This window comes from Streptomyces sp. NPDC050610, assembly GCF_040654875.1.
Lineage (GTDB): Bacteria > Actinomycetota > Actinomycetes > Streptomycetales > Streptomycetaceae > Streptomyces.
This window is the reverse complement of record NZ_JBFAIV010000016.1, coordinates 129775-153896: the sequence shown is the minus strand read 5'-3', so window position 1 is coordinate 153896 and position 24122 is coordinate 129775. Positions and strand designations below refer to the sequence as shown.

The 24122-nt window shown below is 71.9% G+C and carries 23 protein-coding genes; 10 read left to right on the top strand and 13 right to left on the bottom strand.

Features of this window, described 5'->3' with window-relative positions:
• Positions 1–53 precede the first annotated feature (53 nt).
• The gene (locus AB0I22_RS21145; RefSeq protein WP_363132368.1) at positions 54–2264 is read right to left on the bottom strand and encodes a trehalase family glycosidase; all 2211 of its coding nucleotides are present in this window, start codon (positions 2262–2264) and stop codon (positions 54–56) included.
• Between the two features lie 637 nt (positions 2265–2901).
• Between AB0I22_RS21145 and AB0I22_RS21140 the strand changes: the two genes are divergently transcribed.
• From AB0I22_RS21140 to AB0I22_RS21130, 3 genes are all read left to right on the top strand, one after another.
• Positions 2902–3759: an isocitrate lyase/PEP mutase family protein gene (locus tag AB0I22_RS21140; RefSeq protein WP_363132367.1), complete on the top strand. Its 858-nt coding sequence runs from the start codon at positions 2902–2904 to the stop codon at positions 3757–3759.
• A 207-nt stretch (positions 3760–3966) separates the two neighbouring features.
• Entirely contained in the window at positions 3967–5031 is a 1065-nt protein-coding gene (locus AB0I22_RS21135) for a bile acid:sodium symporter family protein (protein ID WP_363132366.1), read from the top strand.
• Positions 5032–5095: 64 nt separating this feature from the next.
• Positions 5096–5596, top strand: a complete 501-nt coding sequence (locus AB0I22_RS21130; RefSeq protein ID WP_363132365.1) for a GNAT family N-acetyltransferase — start codon at positions 5096–5098, stop codon at positions 5594–5596.
• A gap of 73 nt (positions 5597–5669) precedes the next feature.
• On the opposite strand, the gene AB0I22_RS21125 is transcribed toward AB0I22_RS21130, so the two are convergent.
• Both AB0I22_RS21125 and AB0I22_RS21120 read right to left on the bottom strand, forming a co-directional pair.
• Positions 5670–5885 carry a ferredoxin gene (locus AB0I22_RS21125; protein WP_363132364.1) on the bottom strand — a complete coding sequence of 72 codons (216 nt, stop codon included), beginning with the start codon at positions 5883–5885 and terminating at the stop codon, positions 5670–5672.
• A 3-nt stretch (positions 5886–5888) separates the two neighbouring features.
• Positions 5889–7079: a cytochrome P450 gene (locus tag AB0I22_RS21120; RefSeq protein ID WP_363132363.1), complete on the bottom strand. Its 1191-nt coding sequence runs from the start codon at positions 7077–7079 to the stop codon at positions 5889–5891.
• A gap of 128 nt (positions 7080–7207) precedes the next feature.
• Here AB0I22_RS21120 and AB0I22_RS21115 point away from each other — a divergent pair, with 128 nt between their 5' ends.
• A complete protein-coding gene (locus tag AB0I22_RS21115; RefSeq protein WP_363132362.1) occupies positions 7208–7792 on the top strand; it encodes a TetR family transcriptional regulator in 585 nt (194 codons plus the stop codon).
• A 22-nt stretch (positions 7793–7814) separates the two neighbouring features.
• Here the strand turns inward: AB0I22_RS21115 and AB0I22_RS21110 are convergent, their stop codons facing one another.
• The 4 genes from AB0I22_RS21110 to AB0I22_RS21095 form a co-directional block, all read right to left on the bottom strand.
• The gene (locus tag AB0I22_RS21110) at positions 7815–8576 is read right to left on the bottom strand and encodes a VOC family protein (protein WP_363132361.1); all 762 of its coding nucleotides are present in this window, start codon (positions 8574–8576) and stop codon (positions 7815–7817) included.
• Positions 8577–8657: 81 nt separating this feature from the next.
• Positions 8658–10778, bottom strand: coding sequence for a xanthine dehydrogenase family protein molybdopterin-binding subunit (locus tag AB0I22_RS21105; protein ID WP_363132360.1), 2121 nt, complete (start codon positions 10776–10778; stop codon positions 8658–8660).
• A gap of 11 nt (positions 10779–10789) precedes the next feature.
• Positions 10790–11812, bottom strand: coding sequence for a xanthine dehydrogenase family protein subunit M (locus AB0I22_RS21100; protein WP_363132359.1), 1023 nt, complete (start codon positions 11810–11812; stop codon positions 10790–10792).
• Positions 11809–12363 (bottom strand): 2Fe-2S iron-sulfur cluster-binding protein, encoded by a 555-nt coding sequence (locus AB0I22_RS21095; RefSeq protein ID WP_363132358.1) that lies wholly within the window; start codon positions 12361–12363, stop codon positions 11809–11811. Before AB0I22_RS21095 ends, AB0I22_RS21100 begins: the two co-directional genes overlap by 4 nt.
• A 183-nt stretch (positions 12364–12546) precedes the next feature.
• On the opposite strand from AB0I22_RS21095, the gene AB0I22_RS21090 reads away from it, so the two are divergent.
• On the top strand, positions 12547–13026 hold the full coding sequence (locus tag AB0I22_RS21090) for a MarR family winged helix-turn-helix transcriptional regulator (protein ID WP_363132357.1): 480 nt from the start codon (positions 12547–12549) through the stop codon (positions 13024–13026).
• 106 nt (positions 13027–13132) lie between these two features.
• On the opposite strand, the gene AB0I22_RS21085 is transcribed toward AB0I22_RS21090, so the two are convergent.
• Positions 13133–14359 (bottom strand): PTS transporter subunit EIIC, encoded by a 1227-nt coding sequence (locus tag AB0I22_RS21085; protein ID WP_363132356.1) that lies wholly within the window; start codon positions 14357–14359, stop codon positions 13133–13135.
• Positions 14360–14690: 331 nt separating this feature from the next.
• Here AB0I22_RS21085 and AB0I22_RS21080 point away from each other — a divergent pair, with 331 nt between their 5' ends.
• The 5 genes from AB0I22_RS21080 to AB0I22_RS21060 all read left to right on the top strand — a co-directional run bounded on the left by AB0I22_RS21080 (position 14691) and on the right by AB0I22_RS21060 (position 19371).
• Complete coding sequence (locus AB0I22_RS21080) at positions 14691–15101, top strand: hypothetical protein (RefSeq protein ID WP_363132355.1); 411 nt, start codon at positions 14691–14693, stop codon at positions 15099–15101.
• A 210-nt stretch (positions 15102–15311) separates the two neighbouring features.
• A complete protein-coding gene (locus AB0I22_RS21075) occupies positions 15312–16001 on the top strand; it encodes a DUF4232 domain-containing protein (protein ID WP_363132354.1) in 690 nt (229 codons plus the stop codon).
• A 234-nt stretch (positions 16002–16235) separates the two neighbouring features.
• Complete coding sequence (locus tag AB0I22_RS21070; protein ID WP_363132353.1) at positions 16236–17051, top strand: hypothetical protein; 816 nt, start codon at positions 16236–16238, stop codon at positions 17049–17051.
• 445 nt (positions 17052–17496) lie between these two features.
• Entirely contained in the window at positions 17497–17700 is a 204-nt protein-coding gene (locus AB0I22_RS21065) for an SH3 domain-containing protein (RefSeq protein ID WP_363132352.1), read from the top strand.
• A gap of 633 nt (positions 17701–18333) precedes the next feature.
• On the top strand, positions 18334–19371 hold the full coding sequence (locus tag AB0I22_RS21060; protein ID WP_363132351.1) for a methyltransferase: 1038 nt from the start codon (positions 18334–18336) through the stop codon (positions 19369–19371).
• A gap of 58 nt (positions 19372–19429) precedes the next feature.
• Here AB0I22_RS21060 and AB0I22_RS21055 read toward each other — a convergent pair whose 3' ends face one another.
• The 5 genes from AB0I22_RS21055 to AB0I22_RS21035 form a co-directional block, all read right to left on the bottom strand.
• A complete protein-coding gene (locus AB0I22_RS21055) occupies positions 19430–19825 on the bottom strand; it encodes a Rid family hydrolase (RefSeq protein WP_363132350.1) in 396 nt (131 codons plus the stop codon).
• Between the two features lie 205 nt (positions 19826–20030).
• Positions 20031–21008: a 2-oxoglutarate and iron-dependent oxygenase domain-containing protein gene (locus AB0I22_RS21050; RefSeq protein ID WP_363132349.1), complete on the bottom strand. Its 978-nt coding sequence runs from the start codon at positions 21006–21008 to the stop codon at positions 20031–20033.
• Between the two features lie 11 nt (positions 21009–21019).
• Positions 21020–21157, bottom strand: coding sequence for a hypothetical protein (locus AB0I22_RS21045; RefSeq protein ID WP_363132348.1), 138 nt, complete (start codon positions 21155–21157; stop codon positions 21020–21022).
• 319 nt (positions 21158–21476) lie between these two features.
• Positions 21477–22820 carry an FAD-linked oxidase C-terminal domain-containing protein gene (locus AB0I22_RS21040; RefSeq protein ID WP_363132415.1) on the bottom strand — a complete coding sequence of 448 codons (1344 nt, stop codon included), beginning with the start codon at positions 22818–22820 and terminating at the stop codon, positions 21477–21479.
• 319 nt (positions 22821–23139) lie between these two features.
• Entirely contained in the window at positions 23140–24027 is an 888-nt protein-coding gene (locus AB0I22_RS21035; RefSeq protein WP_363132347.1) for an IclR family transcriptional regulator C-terminal domain-containing protein, read from the bottom strand.
• Between the last annotated feature and the right edge of the window lie 95 nt (positions 24028–24122).

Below are 24122 nucleotides of genomic sequence, written 5' to 3'. Positions count from 1 at the left end.
CACGCACCGCGGAACAGGCGCGCCCCGGCCGGTTCGGCCGGGGCGCGCCGCCGTCACCGGCGCAGCAGCTCCAGGACGGCCGCCGCCGACCACGAGAAGTTCGAGGAGTTGCGCCCCGCGCCCGTGAGCGGATGGTAGTTCTCGTGAATCGGCCCGTTGCCCAGCAGACCGCGGGCGTGGTGCAGGAGATGTTCCGTGGTGGCCCCCGCGTCCCGGTGGTAGCCGTACTCGCGCAGGCCGAGGATCGCGAAGTACGCCTGGTCCAGCCAGACCAGCCCGCGCCAGTAGCCGGTCGGGTCGAACTTCGGGTTGTTCCGCGCCACTGTCGGGAGCGGCATATGGGTGGCGAACTGCGCCGGGTCGACGAGCGCGGCCCGGACCGACGCCGCCTGCCGGCCCGTCGCGACGCCGGCCCACAGCGGGATGGCGCCCTCGATGCCCTTGCCCGCCGAGGTGAGCGGCCCGCGGCCGTCCGTGCCGTAGTCATGGAAGAAGCCGTCGGCCGGGTCGTACATGCGCTCCTGGATCCGGTGCTTCAGCCGGTCCGCCTGCCGGTGCCGGTCCGCCGACTCCGCGTGCCGTCCGAGGACGTTCGCCGCGCGGGCCAGGTAGCGCTTCTCCGCGTACAGATAGGCGTTGAGGTCCACGGACTCCTGCGCCAGCGAGTAGCCGACCGTACGCCCCCGGCGGTCGGTGTTGGTGTCCACGCCCGCGCCGTCGAAGCGGGGCGCGTTGTCCATCCCGCTCTCCCAGGCCGCGGCCAGCCTGCGCTCCTTGGTGCTGTCGTTGGCCGGGTCGACGGTGGCCCCGTACTCCGCCAGGCCGTTGTGGTCGTGGTCCCGGTTCCGGTACCACCACGCGTGATAGGCCGTCAGTTTCGGGTACATCCGGCGCAGGAACTCCCGGTCCCGGCCCCGCTCGTACACCTGCCAGACCGCCCAGGCGGCCAGCGGAGGCTTGGAGTTGCGCTCGTTCCAGTTCTGACCGCCGGTGCTGGCCTTGTTGTAGAACACCGCGTCCGGCACCATCCCGGCGTCCTGCGGGCGGTCCTCGGAGGCCGCGGTGATCTGGTAGTCGAACATCGACTCAATGGCGGAGGCGGCGAGCCGGGGCGCGAACAGCGCCGTCGAGGCAGCCTCCTTCCACGAGTCCCACGCCCAGAAGCCGCCCGCGAAGTCCTTGTTGGTGAGCGACGGCGTGATGCCGTCCGAGCGCAGCGCGCCGGCCGGGCTGCGCCAGTTGGTCACCAGGGTCTGCACCGCCTTGGCCGCCGTGCGGCGGCGGCCCGCGTCCACTCCGTGCAGGGCGCGCGACAGGTACTCCCGCCAGCGCTCGTCCCCGCGGAACGCGACCCGGTCCGGGTGCGCGAGCGCCTCCCGTACGGCCGGTTGGTCCTTGCGGCGCTCGGCCTCGGTGAATGTGTACGACTCGCTCCAGACGAACGACGCCGTCCTGCCCGGCCGTACGGTCACGGGCTCGCGCGCGACGGTGCGGTAGCCGTCGCCGTGGACCGAGGTGTGCACCGCTCCCGCGTGCGCGACCTCGAACCGGGCGGCGGTGGTGGTGAGGTAGTCCGTGTAGGAGCGGACCCGGGAGAAGCCGACCGCCACGCCCGTACGGGTCGCCCGGAGCCGGGGCGCGCTGCGGATCGGCTCTTCGGTGTGCCGCAGCAGCGTCCCCGACCAGGAGGCCCGCAGCGTGCGGGCCCGTCTGCCGGTGTTGTGGACCTTCGCTTCGACGAGCGCGGTGCGGTTGCTGGCGTAACGCAGCGTCAGGGTGATTTGGAGTCCGTCGACGCGGAACGACTGGAGGAGGAGCCCCGGCGCGGACTCCACGGTGGGGGAGCGGTCCTCGGAGAACGCGAGGGTGCGGTGCGACCGCGTGTCGAGGAGGTCGAACCGGGAGAACGAGCGGCTGAGGTACCAGGGGTACTCCTCCGCCATGTACAGCGGTCCGCTGAAGCCGCCGAGGGCGTCGTGGTCCGAGGGGGAGGGGAGGCCGTACGCGTGCCAGGCGCCCAGGTCCGCGAAGACGTTGAGCGGGTTGTCGCCCGGCGGCTCGGCGGCCGCCGGCAGTCCGCGCAGGTCCAGCAGGTCATGGAGGCCGTGCCGGAATTCTGCGGTCCGCGGCGTCCCGGCCGCTGCGGAGGGGGACTGCGTCGTCTGCTCGTTCTCCGCCGCGAGCGCCGGCGCGGCCGGCAGCAGTGCGGCCCCCAACGGTACGAGCGACGACGCGGCGAACCGCCTGCGGGATAGGTCCGACATGGGAATCCTCACGTGACGAGGGGGTCTGGCAGGGGAGACCCTAACTCCGGCGCGGCGTCACTTTAAGCCCTTGACTCTCATCGGTCTCTTGGTTCACTCCAGTGACATAAATGAGCATTCCGGACCTGCCCGTGTCGGCCGTCGTCGGCCTCCTCGTCGCATCGGTCCCATTGGCTCGATCGCCGCGACGCGTTTACCCAAATTCCATCTCGCGTCAGATGTGCGTATGCGGGCCGTTTCCGGTTCAACATTCCGCGGGGCTCTTTCGCACGGTTACGTGGGGAGGCCACACGTCGGCCGTTCGCCGTCAAGAGGATCTTTTGCGAACAAGACTCGAACAAGCCCCGGTTGCCGCGCGCCGCTGAACTGGGCGTACTGGCAGGGTGTCGCCTTTGTCCGCCGGGAGGCCGGTGGAGATCTTTTCGCTCCACGCCCAAGATCGGCGCAAAGACGTCTCTCATCAGGCGACTTTACTATAGTCATGTTGTCGCATGACCATTCCTTGGTTTAACTGTGGGTGAGGGGACGTCAGCGGCCCGTGCGGGCCCCGTGCGTGACGCCTCGTGACCGGCCGCCTGTGCTCGGCGGGCCGCAGCCGGTGGAACACATCGACGCGACCAACCGCTGGAGGGTTTCCATGGATTATCCGAATCAGCTTCGTGACGCCATCTCCCAAGAGGAGACCACGCCCCTGATCGGCGTTTTCGACATGTTCTCCGCCTCCGTGGCGGCCCAGCACTACGACGGCATGTTCGTCTCCGGATTCGGTTTCGCCGCGTCCCATTACGGGCTGCCGGACATCGGATTCATCGCGTGGCCCGACATCGTCGCGTTCGTCCAGCGGCTGCGGCTCGCCTTCCCCCGGCAGCACCTGCTCGTCGACATCGACGACGGCTACGTGGACCCGGAGACGGCCTGCCATGTCGTCCAGCACCTGGAGGCGATCGGCGCCTCCGGGGTGATCCTTGAGGACCAGCAGCGGCCCCGGCGCTGCGGCCATGTCGACGGCAAGCAGGTACTCCCGCTGGAGGCGTACCTGGAGAAGCTGGACATGGTCCTGGCCGCGCGCCGCGACCTGGTCGTCGTCGCCCGCACGGATGCCACGGAAGAGGGCGAGATCCTGCGCCGGGCCGAGGCGCTGGCCGCCACGGACGCGGACGTGATCCTCGTCGACGGGGTGCGCAGCGTCGACTGGATCCGCAAGGTCCGCGAGGTCATCGGGGACAAGCCGCTGCTGTTCAACCAGATCGCCGGCGGCAAGTCGCCGCGGCTCTCGCTGCCCGAGCTGAGCGAGCTCGGCGTCGATGTGGCGATCTACAGCACGCCGTGCCTGTTCGCGGCGCAGACCGCGATCGACCAGGCGCTCTCGGAGCTGAAGAAGGCCGAGGGGCGGCTGCCGCAGTTCACCGCGGAGAGCGTGGGGGTCGCCGAGTCGCTGGCTCTGCTGGAGCGGAACATCAGCAGGAACCACACCCCGGCCGGCGCCGCGCTCTGACCCGGCGCGGGCTCGTACAGCCCGCGGCCGACACGGAACGGGAGGCCCCGGTCAGCGCGACCGGGGCCTCCCCTCGCCCGTACGCGGTTCACCTGGTGAGCCGTCAGCCGTACGCGCCGAACCGCGCGCTCACGGCCGTACCGCTGCGAGCTCCGCAATTCCAGACCGTCCCCCTGTGGCCATCAGGAAGGAAGAGGGAACCCTCAGATGCTGCCGCTCTCATCCCGCAGGCTGCGCGCCCTGGCGCGCGGCCGTGTCGACTGGTACATCGTGGCCCTGCTCGCCACGGTCGGCCTGGCCGCGCTGCTGCCCGCCGACGGCGCGCCCGCCGAGGCCCTGGGCGTCGCCACCAAGGTCGCCGTGGGCCTGCTGTTCTTCCTCTACGGCGTCCGGCTCTCGCCGCGGGCGGCGCTGGGCGGGCTGAGCCACTGGCGGCTGCACCTGCCCATCCTGCTGTGCACCTTCGCGCTCTTCCCGCTGCTCGGGCTCGCACTGCGGCAGCTCCCCGAATCCGTGCTCAACGCGGAACAGGCCACCGGCATCCTCTTCCTGTGCCTGCTGCCCTCGACGGTGCAGTCCTCCGTCGCCCTCACCTCGATGGCGCGCGGCAACGTGGCCGCCGCGATCTGCTCGGCCTCCTTCTCCACCCTCCTCGGCGTCGTCCTCACCCCGCTGCTCGCCGCGCTGCTGCTGCGCGGCGGCTCCAGCGGCACCGTCCCCTTCTCCCTGGGGCAGGTCACCGACATCGTGGTGCAGTTGCTGCTGCCCTTCCTGGCCGGGCAGTTGGCGCGCCCGCTGCTCGTGGACCTCGTCACCCGGCACCGCATGCTGACGCTGGTGTGCGACCGCGGATCGATCCTGCTCGTCGTGTACGCCGCGTTCAGCAAGGGGATGACGGCCGGCATCTGGCAGCGGACCTCCGTGGGACGGCTGCTCGTCCTCCTCGCCCTGTGCGGGGCGCTGCTCGCGCTGATACTGACGGTCGCCGCGAAGGGGGCGCGCCTGCTGGGCTTCGACCGGGAGGACCAGGTGACCGCGGTCTTCTGCGCCTCGACCAAGAGCCTCGCCAGCGGCCTGCCGATCGCCACCGTGCTCTTCGCGGGCAGCGAAGTCGGCCTGGTGATACTGCCGTTGATGCTCTACCACACGATGCAGCTGATGGTCTGCACGGCCCTCGCCCGCCGGCTCGCACGCCGCGCCGCCGATCCGGCGGAACCGCGGGCGGTCCCGAGGAACACCGCCGCCCGTACGGATGTGGCGCCGGGCGCCTGACGCCCGTAAGGACGGGGCTCCAGGGGGCCCTGGAGCCGCCGCGGGCGGCTGGCAGCATATGGGTATGTCGACAGAACACGTGGTCACGTACCTGGAGATGACCGAGCGCGCCCAACTGCGCCCCGCACGGCCCGCCGAGGGGGTCGCCCTGGAGGAGACGCCGGCCGGCTCCGAGACGCTGGCCGCCACGCGGGAAGCGGTGGGCGCGCCGCACCACTGGTCCGGCAGCTGGCTGGACCGGCGCCGCGACGAGCGGATGCGGCACTGGCTGATACGGGTGGACGGCGAGGCCGCGGGCGTGCTGAGCGTGCGCGGGGAAACCGGCGGGAGCGTGGAGATAGACACGTTCGGCCTGGTGCCGCGGTATGTCGGGCAGGGGTACGGCGGGCACGCCCTGACGCTCGCCGTCCGGCAGGCCTGGGACCAGCGGCCGCTGGACGCGCCGGAGGTGCGCCGGGTCTGGCTGCACACCTCGACCCGCGACCATCCGCACGCGCTGCGCAACTACGAGCGCCGCGGCTTCCGGCGCTACGCCCGCGAACCGGAGACGCGCAAGCCGGACTGAACCGCGCCGCCGCCCCGGTTCGTAGCGCGGCGGGGCGGCCCGCACCCGGTACGGGCCGCCCCGCCATAGGCGGCTACTCGCGGGGCCCGACGACCTCCGTCCCGTCCGTGACGGTGATCGCCAGGGCCGGGCAGGAGTCGGCCACGTCCAGCGCGGTCTCCTGCGGCTCGATCTCCTCCTGGACGGCGCGGGCGCGCTCGCCCTCCAGCCGGAACAGCTCAGGCGCCGTCCCCGCGCAGATCCCCGAACCGATGCACACGCTCCGGTCCACGTCGACGTGCCAGGTCATCGCTCACCACCCCACCGGCATCGAGCGCGGCCCGCGCACCAGCATTTCCGTCTTCCACACGATGTCGCCCGTGATGCGCAGCCCGGGCAGCCGCAGGATCAGGGCCCGCAGCGCCTCCTGGAGTTCGAGCCGGGCCAGCGGCGCGCCCAGGCAGTGGTGCGCGCCGTGGCCGAACCCGAGGTGGCCGTTGCTCTCCCGCCGCACGTCGAGCTCGCCGGCCTCGGTGAAGCGCAGGGCGTCGCGGTTGGCCGCGCCGACGGCCACCACCACGGGCTCCCCGGCGCGCACCAGCGTGCCGCCCACCTCGATGTCCTCGGTGGCGTACCGGGCCTGGCTGGCGCCGACGCCCAGCGGCACGAAGCGCAGCAGCTCCTCGACGGCGGCCGGGATGAGGTCCGGGTCCTCGCGCAGCAGGGCGAGCTGCTCGGGGTGGTCGAGCAGGGTGCAGACGAAGTTGGGGATCTGGGAGGCGGTGGTCTCGTGCCCGGCCACCAGGATGCCGACGCAGAGGTCGACCAGCTCCAGCTCGGAGAGCCGGTCACCCACGTCGCGCGCCTCGATCAGGGAGGTCATCAGGTCGTCCGCGGGGTGGGCGCGGTGCTGCTCGATCAACCCCCGCATGTACTCGCGCAGTTCCTCCCGGCTGGCGTGGAACTCCTCGGCGGTCAGGGAGCTGGTGGACAGCGCGTTGTCGCTCCAGACCCGGAAGCGCGGGCGGTCCTCGGTGGGCACCCCGAGCATGCGGCAGATGACACCGACGGGGATCGGCAGCGCGTAGTCCTCGACGAGGTCGGCGGGCGGCCCGGCCGCGATCATGTCGTCGATCAGGCCCTCCGCGAGCGTGCGTATGTCCGGCCGCAACTTCTCGACCTTGTGCACCGTGAACGCCTTGGCCGAGAGTTTGCGGAGCCGGGTGTGGTCGGGCGGATCCATGCTGAGGATGCCGGAGTTGGTCTGGGCCTCGGACTGCCGGGGCTCGTCGTGGTGTGCGGCCTCGGCGCGGCTGAACCGGCGGTCGCCGAGTACGAGCCGGGCGTCGGCGTAGCGGGTCGCCAGCCACGCGGGATCGCCGTACGGCAAGCGGACCCGCAGCAGCCCTTCCCGGCTGCGGGCGTCCTCGTAGAGATCCGAGAGCGTCAGCGCGGTCGCTTCGTTGAACGGGTAAGCCGCGGGTTCGATGTCGGTGGCGGTCACCTGTGCCCCTTCCGTCTTCCGTTGTAAGCGTCTGCTTACATACGGTAGGTCCGGCGGAGCGGGCGGTCAACGGGGCGTCGGATCAAATTCGGGTTATGCTGACGGCCATTTCGGGGGAGGCTCGCGGGATGACCGAAGACCGGCCGGAGCGCAGGCGGGACGCCGAGGCGACCAGACGAGCCCTCATCGACGCGGCGACCGCGCTGTTCACCGAGCGGGGCTACGAACGCACCACCGTCCGCGACATCGCCGCCCGCGCGGGCTTCAACCAGGCCCTGCTCTTCCGCTACTTCGGCACCAAGAAGGCGCTGTTCAGCGAGGTGGTGGCCCGGCAGGGATGGCAGCAGGTGCGCGACACCCCGCCCGAACGGCTGCTGGAAGTCGCCCTGCGCGGCCTCCTCGACCCCGGCGACGGCCACCGCGACCGGACGCTGGAGGTGTATCTGCGCTCCACCGGCACCGGCGAGGCGCGCAGCGAGACGCGCCGCCTCCTCGGCCGGGAGTACACCAGCGTCCTGTCCACCCTCACCGACGCCGACGACGCCGAGCTGCGCTCCGACCTGATCCTCGCCTGGCTCCTCGGCATCGGGCTGACCCGCTCGGTGATCGGCAAGGACCCGATCGCGGGCGCCGACCCCGAGGACATCTGCCGCCTCATGCTCCACGCGTCCCGTACGCTCCTGGAGAAGCTGCCCGACGACAGCGCACCCTGACGGGCCGTCAGCGCCCGTCGGCTCAGGAAGGGGCGCCGACCACGGAGAACAGGGCGCCGTCCGGATCGCGCAGCCCCGCCACCCGGCCGTGCATGGACTCCCGCGGCTCGTCCATCAGCTCCCCGCCCAGCTTCTCGGCCCTGCGCACCGCCTCGTCGACGTCCGTCACCGGGAAGAAGACATGCCACCGCGGCCGGACGCGGGGATCCACCGCGGCCTCGGTGCCGCCCCCGTGCAGGGCCGCGACGCCGCGCCCGTCGACGTGCAGCACCACATGGTCGTACTCCCACCGCACCTCGTAGCGGGCCGGGTCCCGGTCGTCCCAGCCGAAGACATTGCCGTAGAAGATCGCCGCGTCGAAGGCGTCCCGCGTGCGCAGCTCCGTCCAGACGGAGGCCACCCCCGACCGCAGCCCGCTGCCCGCGCTGCCGGTCGCCTCCCAGATGCCGAACGCGGCCCCGGCCGGGTCGGCGACCAGCGCGATGCGGCCCGCCTCGAACTCCAGGGGGCCCACCGCCACCGTCCCGCCGCGCTCGCGGATCGACGCGGCGGTCTCATTCGCGTTCTCCGTGCCGAAATACGTCGTCCACGTCACCGGGTACTCCCAGTCGCGGGCCACCTCGCCCACGCCCGCGACCTCCGTGTCCCCGGCGAAGGCCCGCAGGTAGCGGCCCCACGGCTCGGGCCCCGTCACAAACCGCCAGCCGAGCAGCGGACCGTAGAAGTCCGCCGCGCCGTCGAGGCTCCGCGCCATCAGACTGACCCAGCACGGAGCGCCTGCCATACACCCAGCCGTCACACCGGACACCTCATATCTTTCCGCCTAAAAGGCGCATCCAGTCTATGCCCGCCCGCCCATGCGAGCTCAGGTGAAGCGGCCGAGACCGGCGAGGATTCTGTCCGGGTGCAGCGGCAGCTCACGGAACCGGACGCCCGTCGCGTGGTACACGGCGTTGCCGATCGCCGCCGCCGTCCCCACGATGCCGATCTCACCGATCCCCTTGCTGCCCATCGGGTTCAGCCGCCCGTCGTCCTCGTCGAGCCAGTGCGCCTCGATCTCCGGCAGGTCCGCGCAGGCGGGCACATGGTACGAAGCCAGATCGCGCTCGGCGAAGTCGCCGAAGACCGGATCCATCGTGCTCCCCTCCAGCAGCGCCATGCCCACCCCCATCGTCATCGCACCGATGAACTGACTGCGCGCCGTGCGGGAGTTGAGGATCCGCCCGGCGGCGAAGACCCCGAGCAGCCGGCGCACCCGCGTCTCACCGCTGTCGACATCGACCTGCACCTCGGCGAACTGTGCCCCGAAAGAGTGCTTCGCGTACGGGGACGCCGCCTCCTTCTCCAGCTCCTCCGCCGTGTCCGCCACGGCGACCAGCCCCGCCGCCGGCGGCTCGCCCCCGTGCTCGTCGAGCCGCGCCCGCAGCTCACGGCACGCCTTGTCCACCGCCCACCCCCAGGACGCCGTGCCGGACGAGCCCCCGGCCAGCGACGCGGCAGGCAGCGCGCTGCTCCCGATGTCGATGCCCACCCGGTCCAACGGCGCCCCGAGCGCGTCGGCCGCGACCTGCGCCAGAACCGTACGGGCCCCCGTACCGATGTCCGTGGCGTTGACGCGGACCCGGAAGAGGCCACCGGGCTCCGTCCGCGCCTCGGCCCGGGAGGCCATCATCAGCACCGGATACGTGGACGACGCGACGCCGCTCCCGATCAGCAGCCGCCCCTCCCGCCGGGACCGGGGGCGGGGATCGCGCTCGTACCAGCCGAACCGCCGCGCCCCGTCGTGCAGGGCGCCGACGAGATGCCGGCTGCTGAACGGCTTCCCGGTGTCCGGCTCCACGCCGGGCTCATTGCGGACCCGCAGCTCCACCGGGTCCAGCCCGGCCCGCTCGGCGAGCTCGTCCATGGCCGACTCCAGCGCGTACATGCCCGACGCCTCGCCCGGCGCCCGCATCCACGACGGGCTCGGCACGTCCAGCGCCGCGACCCGGTGCGCGGTGCGGCTGTTCGGCGAGGTATACATGACGCGGGCCGGGACCGCGGCCTGCTCCACGAACTCCTTGACGGTGGAGGTCTGCGTGACGACCTCCTGCGCGAGCGCGGTGATCACCCCGTCCTCGCCCGCCCCGAGCCGCACCCGCTGGATCGTCGGCGCGCGATGGCCCACGACCGCCGCCAACTGCGCGCGCGGCAACGCCAGCTTGACCGGGCGCCCGGTGTGCAGCGCCGCCATCACGGCCAGCACCACCTGGGGCCGCGGCGTGCCCTTGGCGCCGAAACCGCCCCCGACATGCTCCGAGACGACCGTGATCCGCTCCTCGGCCAGCCCGAACAGCCCGGCCAGCGTGCGCTGCACGGTCGTCGCGCCCTGACTGGAATCGTGCACCGCCAGCCGGCCGCCGTCCCACTCGGCCGTGGCGGCGTGCGGCTCCATGGGGTGGTTGTGCAGGCCGGACATCGTGTACGTGGCGTCGACGCGCACCGGAGCGGACCCGTACGAGGCGTCGAAGTCGCCCCGCACCCGGGTCCCCTCGGCCCCGCCGTTGGCCTCCTCGCACGCGTACAGCCCCGGATGGTCGGCGGTGAGCACGACGTCGTGGTCCCGCGTCTCATAGTCGACGCGGACGGCGGCGGCCATGGCGCGCGCCGCCTCCGGGGTGGCGGCGACGGCGAGGGCCACGTACCAGCCGCGGTGCGGCACCTGGTCGTCCTGGAGGACCCACAGGATCGGGTCGTCGCACTCGCCGAGGCGCGGCGCGTTCTCATGCGTGAGGACGGCGACGGCCCCGAGCTCGGCCAGCGCCTCCGCCACGTGCACCGCGGTCACCCTGCCGCAGGGCACGGCGGCGGGCACCGGCCAGGCGTACACGGCGCCCGCCGGGGTGTGCTCGGCCGCGTACCGGGCGGTGCCGGTGACCTTCTCCATGCCCTCCAGCCGGCCGACCGGCGCGCCGAGGGCCTGACCTGCGCTGTGCGTACGAACCATCCCAACGCTCCTCAACTGCCGGTGTACGGGCCGGGGGACCGGGGATCGGAGGCCGCCTCGCCGGCCAGCCCCGCGAGCACACGGACCGCCAGATTGCGGGCGAGCTCCACCTTGAACGCGTTGTCCCGCAGCGGCTCGGCCGCCGACAGCTCGGCGTCGGCCGCCCGGCCGAAGGACTCCTCCGTGGCCTCCGCGCCCAGCAGCGCCTCTTCGGCCGCGCGGGCGCGCCAGGGCTTGTGCGCCAGGCCGCCGAAGGCGAGCCGCGCGGAGCGGACCGTACCGCCTCGGACGTCGAGGGCGGCGGCCACGGAGACGAGCGCGAAGGCGTACGAGGCGCGGTCGCGGGCCTTGCGGTAGGCGGAGCGGCCCGGAGCGGGGGCGGGCAGCTCCACGGCGGTGATCAGTTCGCCGTGGCCGATCACGCTGTCCCGCTCGGGACGGTCGCCGGGCAGCCGGTGGAAGTCCGTCACGGGCACGGTCCGCTCGCCGTCGGGACCGCGCAGCCGGACGACGGCGTCCAGGGCGGCGAGGGCGACGGCCATGTCCGAGGGGTGCGTGGCGACGCAGTGCGCGGAGTGGCCGAGCACCGCCAGATCCCGGTGCACCCCCTCCCGCGCGGGACAGCCGGAGCCGGGCTCCCGCTTGTTGCACGGCTTGCCCACGTCCTGGAAGTAGAGGCAGCGCGTGCGCTGGAGCAGGTTTCCGCCGGTGGTCGCCGCGTTGCGGAGCTGGCCCGAGGCACCGGCCAGCAGGGCCTGCGACAGCGCCGGGTACCGGGCCCGGACGACGGGGTGCGCCGCGAGGTCGCTGTTGCGGACGTTCGCGCCGACCGACAGACCGCCGTCCGAGGTCGGCTCCACGCCGGTCAGCGGCAGCCCGGAGACGTCGACCAGCAGCCCCGGAGCCGCCACCCCGAGCTTCATCAGGTCGACCAGGTTCGTACCGCCCCCGAGGAAGCTGCCCGCGGGGTCGGCCGAGACAGCGGCGATGGCGGTGTCGACGTCGCTCGGACGTACATAGGAGAAGGACTTCACCCGGCCACGTCCTCGATGGCGGCGACGATATTGGTGTACGCGCCGCAACGGCACAGGTTGCCGCTCATGCGCTCCCGGATCTCTTCGGGGGTGAGCCGCACCGGCTCCGGGGCCGCTTCCGAGCCGCTGGGCGGCACGGGCGTCACATGCGAGGGGTGGCCGTCCGCCACCTCGGTCAGGACCCCGACGGCGGAGCAGATCTGGCCCGGTGTGCAGTAGCCGCACTGGAAGCCGTCGCGGTCGAGGAACGCCCGCTGCACCGGATGCGGATTCTCCCCGTCGGCCAGCCCCTCCACCGTGGTGATCTCCGCACCGTCACAGGAGACCGCCAGCTTGAGGCAGCTGTTGGTGTGCCGGCCCTCGATCAGCACCGTGCAGGCGCCGCACTGCCCGTGGTCGCAGCCCTTCTTCGAGCCGGTCAGCGCGAGGTGCTCGCGCAGCGCGTCGAGCACGGTCGTGCGGTTGTCCAGGGTCAACCGGTGCGGGACGCCATTGACATGGAGAGTGACCGCGGAGACGGCCGGGGGATGCTGCGCGGTGTGCGATACCACGTGCCACACCTTTCACTGGAAGCCCCCCTCGGCACCGTGGTCCGGTCCCCCACCTCAGGGCGGACCAAACGCGTCCGCCGCACTCTCCACTCCTTCGGCGCAGGCACTGCCGGGGCCGTCGCAAGGTGACGCGGTTCCCGGACCGGCCGAGAGCGCCGCCGAGGGCCGTGTTTAGGTGTGGTCATGGCTGAGATGACACCTTCTGACACAGGGGCGGACACGCCGCCCACAGCTCTGTCGGCTGCGCCGGGGTATCAGGTGCGGCGGTTGTATCAGGCGTATGTGGCGGCGTGGGTGCGGTTGGTGGATCCGGTGTTGACGGGTCCGCAGTTCGCGGTGTTGACGGCGGTGGGGGCGGCGCCTGGTGAGGATCAGTCGTCGATGGCGTCGGCGGTGGCGTTGGATACGTCGACGATGGCGGATGTGGCGCGGCGGTTGGAGGGACGGGGGTTGCTGGTGCGGCGTACGGCTCCGGACGACGGGCGTCGGAAGTTGCTGTTCTTGACGGAGGCGGGGGAGGGGGCGTTGGCGGAGGCGGACCGGCGGGCGCGGCTGCTGGACGAGCGGTTGCTGGGGCCGTACGGGCCGGGTGAGCGCGCGGCGCTGCTGGGGGAGCTGACGGCGCTGGCCGACCACTGGGAGTGCCTGACTCGGGACGCGTGATCGTCATTCCCGACCGCGGCCACTACGTACCGGAGGAGCGCCGGGCCGAACTCCTCGACTGCCCTCTCCCCTTCCTCTTCCGCTGCCCCCAGGGCTGTCGCAGGCGTCAGACGCCTTCCTTGACGAGGCTCACGCCCGCGACGGGCGCCCGGTGGGCGGGGACCCGCGCCTCCTCGGCCGCTGCCGCCCGTAGCGGCGGAGTCCGTTCGAGGAGCGCGGTGGCCCGGTCGCCGCGGAGGGCCGCCAGGGCCGCGGCGAGACCGACCACGGTGCCGAGCACGAGCCCGGCGGCGTACAGGGCCATGGCGGCGGCGGTGCCGTGGTTGCCGGTCAGCAGCGGCAGCAGCGACCAGCCGGCCTTGCCCTGGGCGACCGCGCCGACCGTGTAACCGAACTGGTTGAACGCGCCGAGGAACGCGCCGCCCGTCGCGCCGCCGAGGCAGCCCATCACATAGACGCGGCCGAGGGGGAGGGTGACGGTGTAGTACATGGGCTCGCCGACGCCGAGGAGCGCCGCCGGAGCGGTGGCGCGAATGGCGTGGCGCAGAGCGTTGCCGGGCCGGGCCCGCAGGTATACGGCGATGGCGGCGCCGACCTGTCCGGCGCCGGCCATGTCCATGATGGGCAGCAGGGCGGAGGAGCCGTGCTGCTGGATGAGGGTGCTGGTCACCCCGATCAGCGCCTGGTGCAGACCGGGTATGAAGACGCCGCCGAGGATCGCGCCGCCGACGGCGCCGTTGACGCCGAGCGCCCAGGAGGCGAGAGTCCCGGTCGCCGAGGCCGCCGCCCCGCCCAGCGGCATGAGGACGAGAACGGTGGTGAGCCCCCCGATCAGGACGGTGAGCAGCGGCGTGAACAGCTCGTCCACACTGCGTGGCACGACGCGCCGGAGCCGGCGTTCGAGCCAGGCGGTGACCAGCCCGATGGCGAGCGCGGTGAGCGGGCCGCCTTCGTTGTGGCTGGGGGAAACGTCGCCGATGAGCGGCAGGCTGTAGTGGATGGCCACCACCTTCGGATGCAGCATGACCGCCGCGGTGGCACCGCCCAGCACGGGCGTACCGCCGAGCGCACGGGCCGCGCTGTAGCCGACGAACACCGAGAGCACGGCGGTGAAGCCGTTGCTCAGCGGCAGCAGAACCGTGACGGTCCCGGCGGCCCACGGCAGATGCCCGGTGTGGACGAGATTCGCGAGCAGCCCGGTGAGCCCGGCGAGCAGCCCGCAGCCCGTGAGCGCGGGGATGAGCGGAATGAAGACGCCGCCGACGAGATCGAGGACACGACGCGGCAGCCGGGGCGCGCGGGCCGGTGCGGTGACGGTGCGGGAAGGGGACATACGGGCTCCGGCTGTCTCTGGCGACTCTTACGACACTGACGACCCAGCGGCCTACTTAGGTAAGCCTTGGCTTATGTCGAGCGAGGGTATCCCATATGCTGTATACACATCGCGGCCCCCTCCGCCCTGGCCTGCGTCGGAGCCGAGCGCGACGGGCGCCGGGAGGTCGTCCGGGCGAGTGTGGCGCGCTTCACGGGCGGGCCGCGGATTTTTTCGAAGCCGATTTGAACGCCTCTCGGCGCCGGTGCGTATTCCGTTCTGACCGGAAGGTATCCGGAGTCCTGATCGGGCGTCAGGAACGCCTATCGGGAGATTGCGACAGGGGGACGACATGGCTATGGGTATTTCCTCGCGAGGCCGGCACGGGCGGCGTGCGGTGACTTTGCTGGCGGCTGTGGGTATTGCCGCGGGACTGGGGTTCGGGCTTTCGCCGGCGGCCGGTGCGGCGGCGGTCGGGAATGGGCGGGTGGCGGCGAAGGTGACGGTTCAGGTGACGCAGAAGGGGAATTACACGGCGGCGATATGCGTCACCGACAACCTGGGCGGTACCTGCCAGACCGACGTGCGCAAGGGGCAGACGAAGACCTTCACCGTGGAGCCGGCGAAGGGGACGCCGGTCAATGTGCGAGTCGTCCCCAATGGCGGTGGATCCGCTGAGAAATCCGTCGTGTCGGACAAGACGAAGCTGAAGTTCGAGACCGCGGGGAGCAAGGCGAAGCCCACCGTGAAGCAGGTTTCCTGACCCGGAATCCGACTGAGCGCATCGACCGGTCCCGTCGCGTCGCGGCGGGGCTGTGTCGCGTGGGGGCGTTGTGGGTCTGTGGTGCGTATCAGCCGCGTTTCGGCGGCCTTCTGTACGGGCGTTAGCGCCGTGTTAGTGGATCGTGAGCGGGCGGATGGAGAGTGGAGACGCAAGCGTTCGGTCTGCCGTACTCCCGTAAGGGGCGTTCTCATGTCGTCTGCCACTCTCGTCGCTCGTCGTGCTCGTTGTGCCGCCGCGGTCTCGCTGGTCGCTGTCGCGGCGCTGTCGCTCTCCGCCTGCGGGGACGACAAGGCGGGCGCGGCGACCGGTTCGTCGTCCGCTGCCTCGGCCGGTGGTTCCGGGGCGGGCACCTCGTCCGAATCCGGCTCCGGCTCGGGCTCCGACGCGGCCGGTACGGCCGGCGGCGGCGGTCACGGCAAGGGAAGCGCGGCGGCCGCCGCGTCGAACCTGTCGCCCCAGTCCGCCTCGGACCGCTGCGAGGCCGCCGACATGTCACTGCGAGTGGGGACCGGGGACGTGGGGGCGGGCAACATCCACTACCCGCTGGTGTTCACGAACACGGGCAAGAAGGCCTGTTCGCTGGGCGGCTACCCCGGAGTGTCGCTGCTGGCGGGGGACGGCCAGACGGTGGGCTCGCCCGCGAAGCGCGAGGGCGGTGCCGGGGGCGTGGTGCGGCTGGCCCCGGGCGAGAGCGCGTACGCCGCGCTGCGGACGATCAACGACGGCCTCAAGGACAGCCCGTGCTGGAAGACGGGGAAGATCGTGAAGGCGTACGCGCCCGGTTCGAAGGACGCCATGACCGCGCGGACCTCGGGGCTGCGAGTGTGCGGCGACACCTTCACGGTCGGCGCCCTCCAGTCGGGCACCGGCCCTCAGTAATGAGGCACCGGCACCGCTGACGCGGTCAAGCCTCCTTATTCGTCGGCAGGTTGGGGCTCTGCCCTCTGGTCGTGGCCGCTGGGGCGAGCGAGGATGACTCGGACGCCCACCCGGCGGTTGCGCGGCGGCGGTACGTACGGATGTGCGTACCGCCGAAGGGCGTAGAGGCCCTGCGATGGAGGTGCGTCGAACGTGTTTCGCAGACCGTTACGCGGTGCGTTGTCGGCTGTAGGCGTGGTGATCTGGGCGGGTGCGGCGATGGCCGCACCCGCCCAGGCCGTTCCGCCCGCGCATGCCGCTTCCCCCGCTCCGTCCGTTTCCTCCGCTTCCCTCGTTTCCTCCGCTGTACGGGCCGACGCCTGCCGCCCGAACGCGGACGCCGCGGGGCTGGCCAGCCGCCCCATGAACGGCAGCTTGGTGTCGGTGCCGCGCGGCGACGGGCGAGTCGAGCAGTTCCAGTACTTCGCGGACGACTCGGTGACTCAGGGCACGCCCTGGTTCCTGTGGCACCGCGCTCAGGACGAGCCGGGCGGCGCCTACGGCGACTGGAAGCGCGTCAGTGCTGTGCCCGTCGGGCCGAAGATCTCGTACGTGAGCGCGGCCGAGGACGCCGATGGCCGGCTGGAGGTGTTCTTCCCCTCGTACGGCGTCTCTTGCCACACCGCGCAGGCCACCGCCGATGGGGAGGACTGGAGCGCGCCCGAGGACTTCGGCCTGAACCCGGCCCCGTACCACGGCGGCGTGGTGCTGTTCGCGACGCGCGACGGGCGGCTGCACGCCTTCGCGTCCAGCGTCGCCGCTGCGTCCTCGATGAACGTGCGGAGCCAAGGCGGCTCGTCCGGCGCCTGGGGGCCGGTGCGGTCCATGGGGAAGGTCCCCGAGGTCGATGTGGGGCTCGGCGCCCCGGGCAGTGTCACCGAACTCGCCGACGGCCGACTGAGGGTGAGCGCCCGCGAGTGGAACCGCGACCGGACCTGGCAGGCCACCGAGCATGCGCCCGGGGGCAGTTGGGGGCTGTGGCAGCTGTGCCCCGCGGCGGCCTGCGCCTGACGTCGCCGTCCCACAACGCCGTCGAGACGGTCCTGAACCGGTAGAAGCGGAGATATTCTCACACGATTGGGTGATACCGCCGATCGAGGAACGTAATTTATTCTCAAGGCGATTCAAAGGGCTTTTCCGTGAAGCCGTACGGGTCGCCTTTTCTTCTTCCTCCTTTTCTGGTCTTGCCGGTCTTTCTGGGATGCCGTGCGTTGCATTCCGTTCGGTCGCTCCGGAGCGGGGAATGGGTAAGGTTCCGTGCGGCTGCGCTCCATCTTGCTCGCCCGCATCCCCTGCCAAAAGGCGTGGGATATCCGAGAGGACAGCAATGGCAAACTTTGGGAAGCGTATCCGGAAGACTTGCGCGGCTGCGGCTACCGCCACGGTATTCGCCGGACTCGCGCTGGCAGTGGCTCCGGCCGCCGACGCGTCACCCGGACACGCGGCCCCGCGGGCCGTGCAGCGGATCAACGCCGTCTGCACCGTCAACGACAACGGGGTCAACTTCCGGGGCGGTCCCGGCACGGAGTATCCCGTCCTGGGGCAGGTGAACCGCGGACAGAAGCTGAATCTGCGCGGCAGGCAGGGGAATTGGGTGATGGGTGACCTGTGGGGCGGCCGCACCGGTGTCTGGATTCACACGGCTTACCTGAACTGCTGACCTGAACGGCCGGGGGCGCGGCTCGCTCCCGGCCTTCTCTGCCCCCCGCTTCTCCACCTCCCATTTCTCTACCTTCCCTTCAGCCGCCCCCGGTCGGTCACGGAACAACTGTGACCGACCGGGGGTGTGTTGTGCTGTCCGCTATCGGACGGCGCGCTGGAGTGGCCCACCCGCACCCCCGTGGCGGGTGGGCCGCCGTGATGCGGCCGACGGGCCCCAACCGGTACCCGGACCTCCGGTGGTTCGTTCGCGGTGAAAGGGACGCCCCAGGGGAGGGGACGGTTGACGCCCCGCCACCCGGTACGTGCTGCCGCCCTCCCAAGCCGCTCCCGGCCCCCGCCCACCCGTACCTCTGATGTAACGCACGCCCGGACCGTCACAACAAGGCCGCATTCGGGCGAAGTTCGCGATCCGGATGACTCGCGTGGCCCGCTCCCCGCGTGCCTTCCGCACCCCGCCCTCTGGCCACGCGCCGACGCCCTCTGGCGGGCCCGCGGCTTCCCGGCCATCGTGGGGCGACGGCGGCTCACCGCCCTCAAACGCCGCACGTGTACCCGCACCCGCACCCACGCCCGTACGGCTCCGCTCGTCCGTGCCACCGACCGTGACCAGCGTGATCAGAAGGAGGCAGCCATGGATGCCGCCCGACCCGCCCCCGAAGACCAGGACGCCCTCGTACTGCGGCTGAGCGAGCACGCTCTGGCCTATCTCCACTCCGCGACACTGCGGGCCGCGGCCCGCCTCGGCGTGGCCGACCGCCTCGTCGACGGCCCGCGCACCCCCGACCAGCTCGCCGCCCTGACCGGCGCCGACGCCGGCCATCTGCGCCGCGCCTTGCGCCTGTTGGCGACCCGTGATGTCTTCCACGAGGACGAGACGGGCGCCTTCGGACTGACGCCGCTGGCCCAGTTACTGCGCTCGGACGTGCCGTCGTCCATGCGGGAAGCGGTCGGCATGCTGTCGGACGAGACGTTCTGGCGCCCCGCCGGCCGGCTGGAGGAGACCGTACGCGCCGGGCACACCGTCTTCGACGACATCTTCGGCGCCCCCTTCTTCGACTACCTCGCCGGGGCCGAGGAACTGGGCGCCGCCTTCGACACGGGCATGGCCGCCCTCTCCGACGGCGAGAACACCGCCATCGCCGCCGCCTGTCCCCTCCCCGCCACCGGTGTGGTCGCCGATGTCGGCGGCGGCCGTGGCGGGCTGCTGCGCGAGGTGCTGCTGCGCGGCCGGAAGCTGACCGGCGTCCTGTACGACCAGGAGACGGTGGTGCGTGAGCACGCGCTGGAGGGGCCGGAGCTGGCCGGGCGCTGGCGGGTGGAGAGCGGCGACTTCTTCACGTCCGTACCGGCCGCGGCCGACGTCTACCTCGTCAAACGCGTCCTGCACGACTGGCACGACGACGACTGCCTGCGCATCCTGCGCGCCTGCCGCGCCGCGATGACCGAGGGCAGCCGGCTGCTGGTGATCGACGCCGTAATCCCACGGGACAACGCGCCGCACCACGGCAAGACCCTCGACGTGCTGATGATGGCGTCACTGAGCGGCCGGGAGCGCGGCGCGGACGACTTCCGGCGGCTGCTGACGGACGCGGGACTGACGATGGTCCGCGTCCATCCCACCGCCTCGTCCCTGTCGGTGGTGGAGGCGGCGGTGCCGAAGGGCGCTTGAGAGGCCTGCATCGCAGGGGTCGGCAGCGCAGGGGCCGACCGTCGTCCGGGCGGGCGCCTCACTGGGCGGCGACGGCCTCGATCTCCACCAGCATGTCCGGATCCGAGAGCGCGCTGACCCCGGCGAGCAGGCTGGCGGGCCCGCAGCCGCGGTTTTCGAGTTCGGTGGTGAGAGCGTCGTAGTTCGCGGTCATGGCCGGCAGGTCGACGGTGAAGACGCGGATCTGGACGATATCGGAGAAGCTGAACCCCGCCTCGTCCAGCGTCTCGCCGAGGCGTTGGCAGGTCAGTGCGATCTGGCCGCGAATGTCGCCGCGGTGGGCGATTCGGCCCTGCTCGTCGCGGGCCTCGTGGCCGGACAGCACCAGCCAGCGGCGGGGCTCCTCCACGACCACCGCCCGGTGGTACGCGAGGTGCCCGCCGATCATCCGCGGCCCGATGTCGTGGCGCTCCATGGTCTTCTCCTCCGGACGGACGGCTGACGGTCGGCTTCCCCCTCGCGATCATGGTCTCACCGGTCCGTCCCCGCAATTCGTCGCCCCCGTCCGGAGCGGGCCGCCCCTCCCGCGACAAGAGCCGTAGGGGAAGGGCAGCCGAGTGTTCTCCTGTGCCTTCGATCTATGACCTATTTCCTACGGTCTACGGGGCACGGCCTATTTCTTATGGCTCCGTTGAGAATGTCTTGACCATCTTCGCCGAAATCCACTCGCCGGAGGTCATGCCGGTCTTGGGCGGGCATTCGTAGTCCGGGGGCGCGATAGCGGCGATCGGTTCGACGGGAGCGTCATGGTTGGGCTGTTGGAAGAAGGGGATGGACAGGCGCGAGGACCGGGTTCCTTGTCCCGGGTTCAGTACGCGGTGCATGGTCGAAACCCACCGCCCGCCGGTCCACAGGGCCATCAGGTCGCCGATGTTGACGACGAAGCTGCCCGGAATGGCCGGCACGTCACGCCATTCGCCGGTCTCTCCGGAACCCTGGAGGACCTGGAGACCGCCGAGGCCGTCCTCCTGGTGGAGGATCGTCAGACTGCCCCAGTCGGTATGCGCGCCGCGCCGTAGCTGCCCCGGCAGGGGAGGCGTGAGCTGCGGGTAGTAGTAGTTGGCGATGAGCGCCGACGTGTGGTTGTCGAACTTGTCGTCCCAGAACCCTTCGGGCAGCCCGAGCGCCAGCGCGAACAACCGCATGATGTCGCTCGCGAGTTCCGCCATGGCGCCCGTGTACTCGTGCCACGTGTCCTGGAAACCGGCGGGTGCGTCGGGCCAGATGTTCGCCATCTTCCACGGAGCCTCGTAGTCGCCGAGCCGGGCGCGTTCGTCCTCGCTCAGTTCTCCCGTCACATGGGACGCGAAGACCTCGCACAGGTCGGGAGGCGTCTGCTGATCCTGGCTCAGGGCGGTCGTTCCTCCGAAGCGCCGGAATCCGGCGACGCCGGGCCGGTTCGCCACCAGATCCTTCTCTGTGTCCGGCAATTCGAAGAACGCGTTCGTCGTCGCGTGCATGCGGGCGATGAGTTCCGGCGGTACGCCATGGCCCACGATGGTGAAGAATCCGGAGCTCTCGCACGCCGCGCCGATCGCGTCGGCTATGAGCTCGCGCCCGTGCGCACTTCCCCTGGCGGACAGATCGATGACCGGCACGAAACCTTCGACTACGGCGGCATTTCCTTGAATGTGGCCCAATGTCTTTTCCCTTCCGATGGGAATTCCTTCGAGGGCGCTATGAGCGATGAGACCGAGGCGGAAGAGGCGGCGTGGAACACCGGCTCTTCCCCCTCGTCGGCCTTCATGTCTTCAAGTATTCCGTTGAATCCGCCCCGGAGACTTTTCGCCGCCTACGTCCGAGGGCGCGCGGCCGGTACGCGCAGAACCCTCAAGCCGCGGTCGAACCGGTCGAACCACCGCGGCCTCGGCCACCGCGTCGCCCGGCCGGAGCCGGCCGTGCACCCAGGGGCCCGGGGCCGGTCAGCGGTGCCCGTTTCAGGCAGCGAGTTCCGGTTCGCCCAGGCCCTCCGCCGGGGCGTCCCGCACCGTGTGCATCCGCTGCGAGAACGTGGCGCGCCCGGCCTCGTCTCACCGGGCGACTTCCCGGCCGCCCCCTGCCGCGCCTCACATGCCCGACACGCCTGATACGCCTGACACGCCTTCCACGTCGACGACCTTCCCCGGATTGAGGATGCCGTGCGGATCCAGCGCGCTCTTGACGGCGTGGTGCAGGGCCAGCACCTCCGGGCCCAGTTCGCGGTCCATGCCGCGCCGTTTGAGCAGCCCGACACCGTGTTCGCCGGTGACCGTGCCGCCCAGCGCCAGAGCGTCGTCGAGGATCGCCTCGAAGGCCCGCTGCGCGCGGGCCCGCGCCTCGTCGTCGCCGGGCGGCGTGATGATCAGAGGGTGCAGGTTGCCGTCCCCGGCGTGCGCGATGTTGGCGATCAGCAGGTCGTGCGCGGCGGCGGTCCGGTCGATACGGGCCAGCATCTCCGGCACCTTGGCCCGGGGCACGCAGACGTCCTCGGTGAGTACCGGGCCCAGCCGTTCCAGCGCCGGATAGGCCAGGCGGCGGGCGTCGAACAGGGCGTCGGCCTCCTGCTGGTCGGTCGAGACCGCGGCCCAGCTCGCCCCGGCCGCGCGGAAGCAGTCGACCATCAGGTCCGCCTCGGCGTCCCCGGCCGCCCCTGGTGTGTCCAGCCGTCCCAGCAGCACCGTGTCGGCCTCGGCGGAGAGCCCCATGTTCTTCCAGGCGTCGACGGCGGCCAGGCAGTGCCGGTCGACGAGTTCCAGCGCCGAGGGCGCCACCCCCGCGGCGGCCACGGCGGCGACCGCCTCGCCCGCCGCGACGGCCGAGTCGAAATGGCCCACCACCGTACGCTCGGGCGGTCGCTGCGCCCGTAGCCGCACCGTCACCTCGGTGATCACGCCGAGGGTCCCCTCCGAGCCGACGAGCAGCGAGCACAGGTCGTAACCGGCCACGCCCTTGGCGGTGCGCCGCCCCAGTCTGACCACCTCGCCGCCGCCGGTGACCACCTCCAGCCCCAGCACGTAGTCCCGGGTGACGCCGTACTTGACGCAGCACATCCCGCCCGCGTTGGTGGCGACGTTGCCGCCTATGGTCGACCACGGGGAACTGGCCGGGTCCGGCGGGTACCACAGCCCGTGCTCGGCGCAGGCCCGGCGCAGATCGTCGTTGACGACGCCGGGCTGCACCACGGCCAGCCGCTCGCCCGCGTCGATCTCCAGCACCCGGTCCATGGCCTCGAAGGACACCACGACGGAGCCGTCCAGGGCGTTCGCCCCGCCGGACAGCCCGGTGCCCGCCCCGCGCGGAACCAGCGGCACCCGGTGTTCCAGGCACCACCGCACCAGGGTGCGGACCTCGGCGGTGGACCGGGGCCGGACCACGGCGACCGGCTGCCCGTACGGGGCCCACTCCGCCTCGTCGTGCCGGTAGCCGTCCATGGTCTCCGGCCCCGTCAGGACCCGGCCCTCGGGCAGCGCTTCGGTCAGTGCCCGGGCGAGGTCGGCGACCGCGCCGGGCCCGCTGCCGATGGGATGAGTGTGCTGGTCCATGCGCCGTCCTCCGCGAATGCGTGCCGTGCTGTACGGCTCTCAACATCATCAGGCGCGGCGCCGCACGGCATAGGGGGCATCTCACAATTTCCGTGGTCCAGTGGCGGCGGCCACTGCCGCGGACCCGCGCGTTCGGCCGGTGGAAGCCGTACGCCGCCGGACCCGTCGCCCTGTTGCCCTGTCCCACTCGGCGAGGGGCGGCAGCGGGTCAGGCCGGCGCGCCGCCCGTCCGGGACAGCTCGGCCGAGAGTTCCGCGGCGGCGGCGCGTACGGCGTCCGCGACCGTGTCGAGCCGCTCGGCGGTACGGGGAGTGGGGCCCGCCACCGCCAGGCACGCGATGAGCCGGCCGCCCGCGAACACCCCGGCCGCGGTGGCGCTGACGTCGGGCAGGGTCTCCCCGCGGTTGAAGGCGACGCCCCCGGCGGCGACGGCCGCCAGCTCCTCGCGGACCTGCGCGCGGTGGTGCTCGTCCGGCACGTGGGTCCGCAGATAGGCGTTGCGGCGCGCCGTGTCGCGGTGGGCCAGGGCCACCTTGCCGGTGCTGGTCGGATACAGCGGGCGCCGGGTGCGCAGGGGAGCGGAGTAGCGGATCACCTGGGTGGATTCGAGGACCTGGACGTAGACGATCGAGTCGCCGACGGGTTCGCCGAGCATCACCGTCTCGTCGAACTCCCGCAGCAGCCGCTCCATCGCCGGGCGGGCGAGGTCGGCCAGGGCGGTCCGGGGCGCGGCGAGCAGGGCCCCGGCGGCCGGGCCGAGCACGTAGCCGCTGTCCCGCTCGGTGAGGTAGCCGGTGGCCACCAGCCCTTGCACGAGGCCGTGGACGGACGACTTCGGGGCGTCCAGTACGGCGCAGAGCGCGGCCAGCCGGATGCCGTCCGAGGCGGCGGCCGTCTCCAGGATGGTGGTCACCCGCGTGACGGTCCGGTGTTCCTTGGGCGCCTGTTCTTTGGGCGCCTGTTCTTTGGGCGTCAGTTCCTTGGTCGTCCGCTCTGTGGGCGTCCGCTCGTCGAGCGTCCGCTGCTTGGGCGTCGATGCCGGCGGGCCCGCGGCCGGCGCCCCTGGTGCGTTCCCGTCGCCGTTGTGACCTGCCACGTCGCCTCCGTGCTCATGCGCGCCGCTGCCCGGCCGCCATCGTCGGCGGTCATTGTCGCAGCCCGCGCCGGGCTGTCCCATCCCTTGACAGGGGG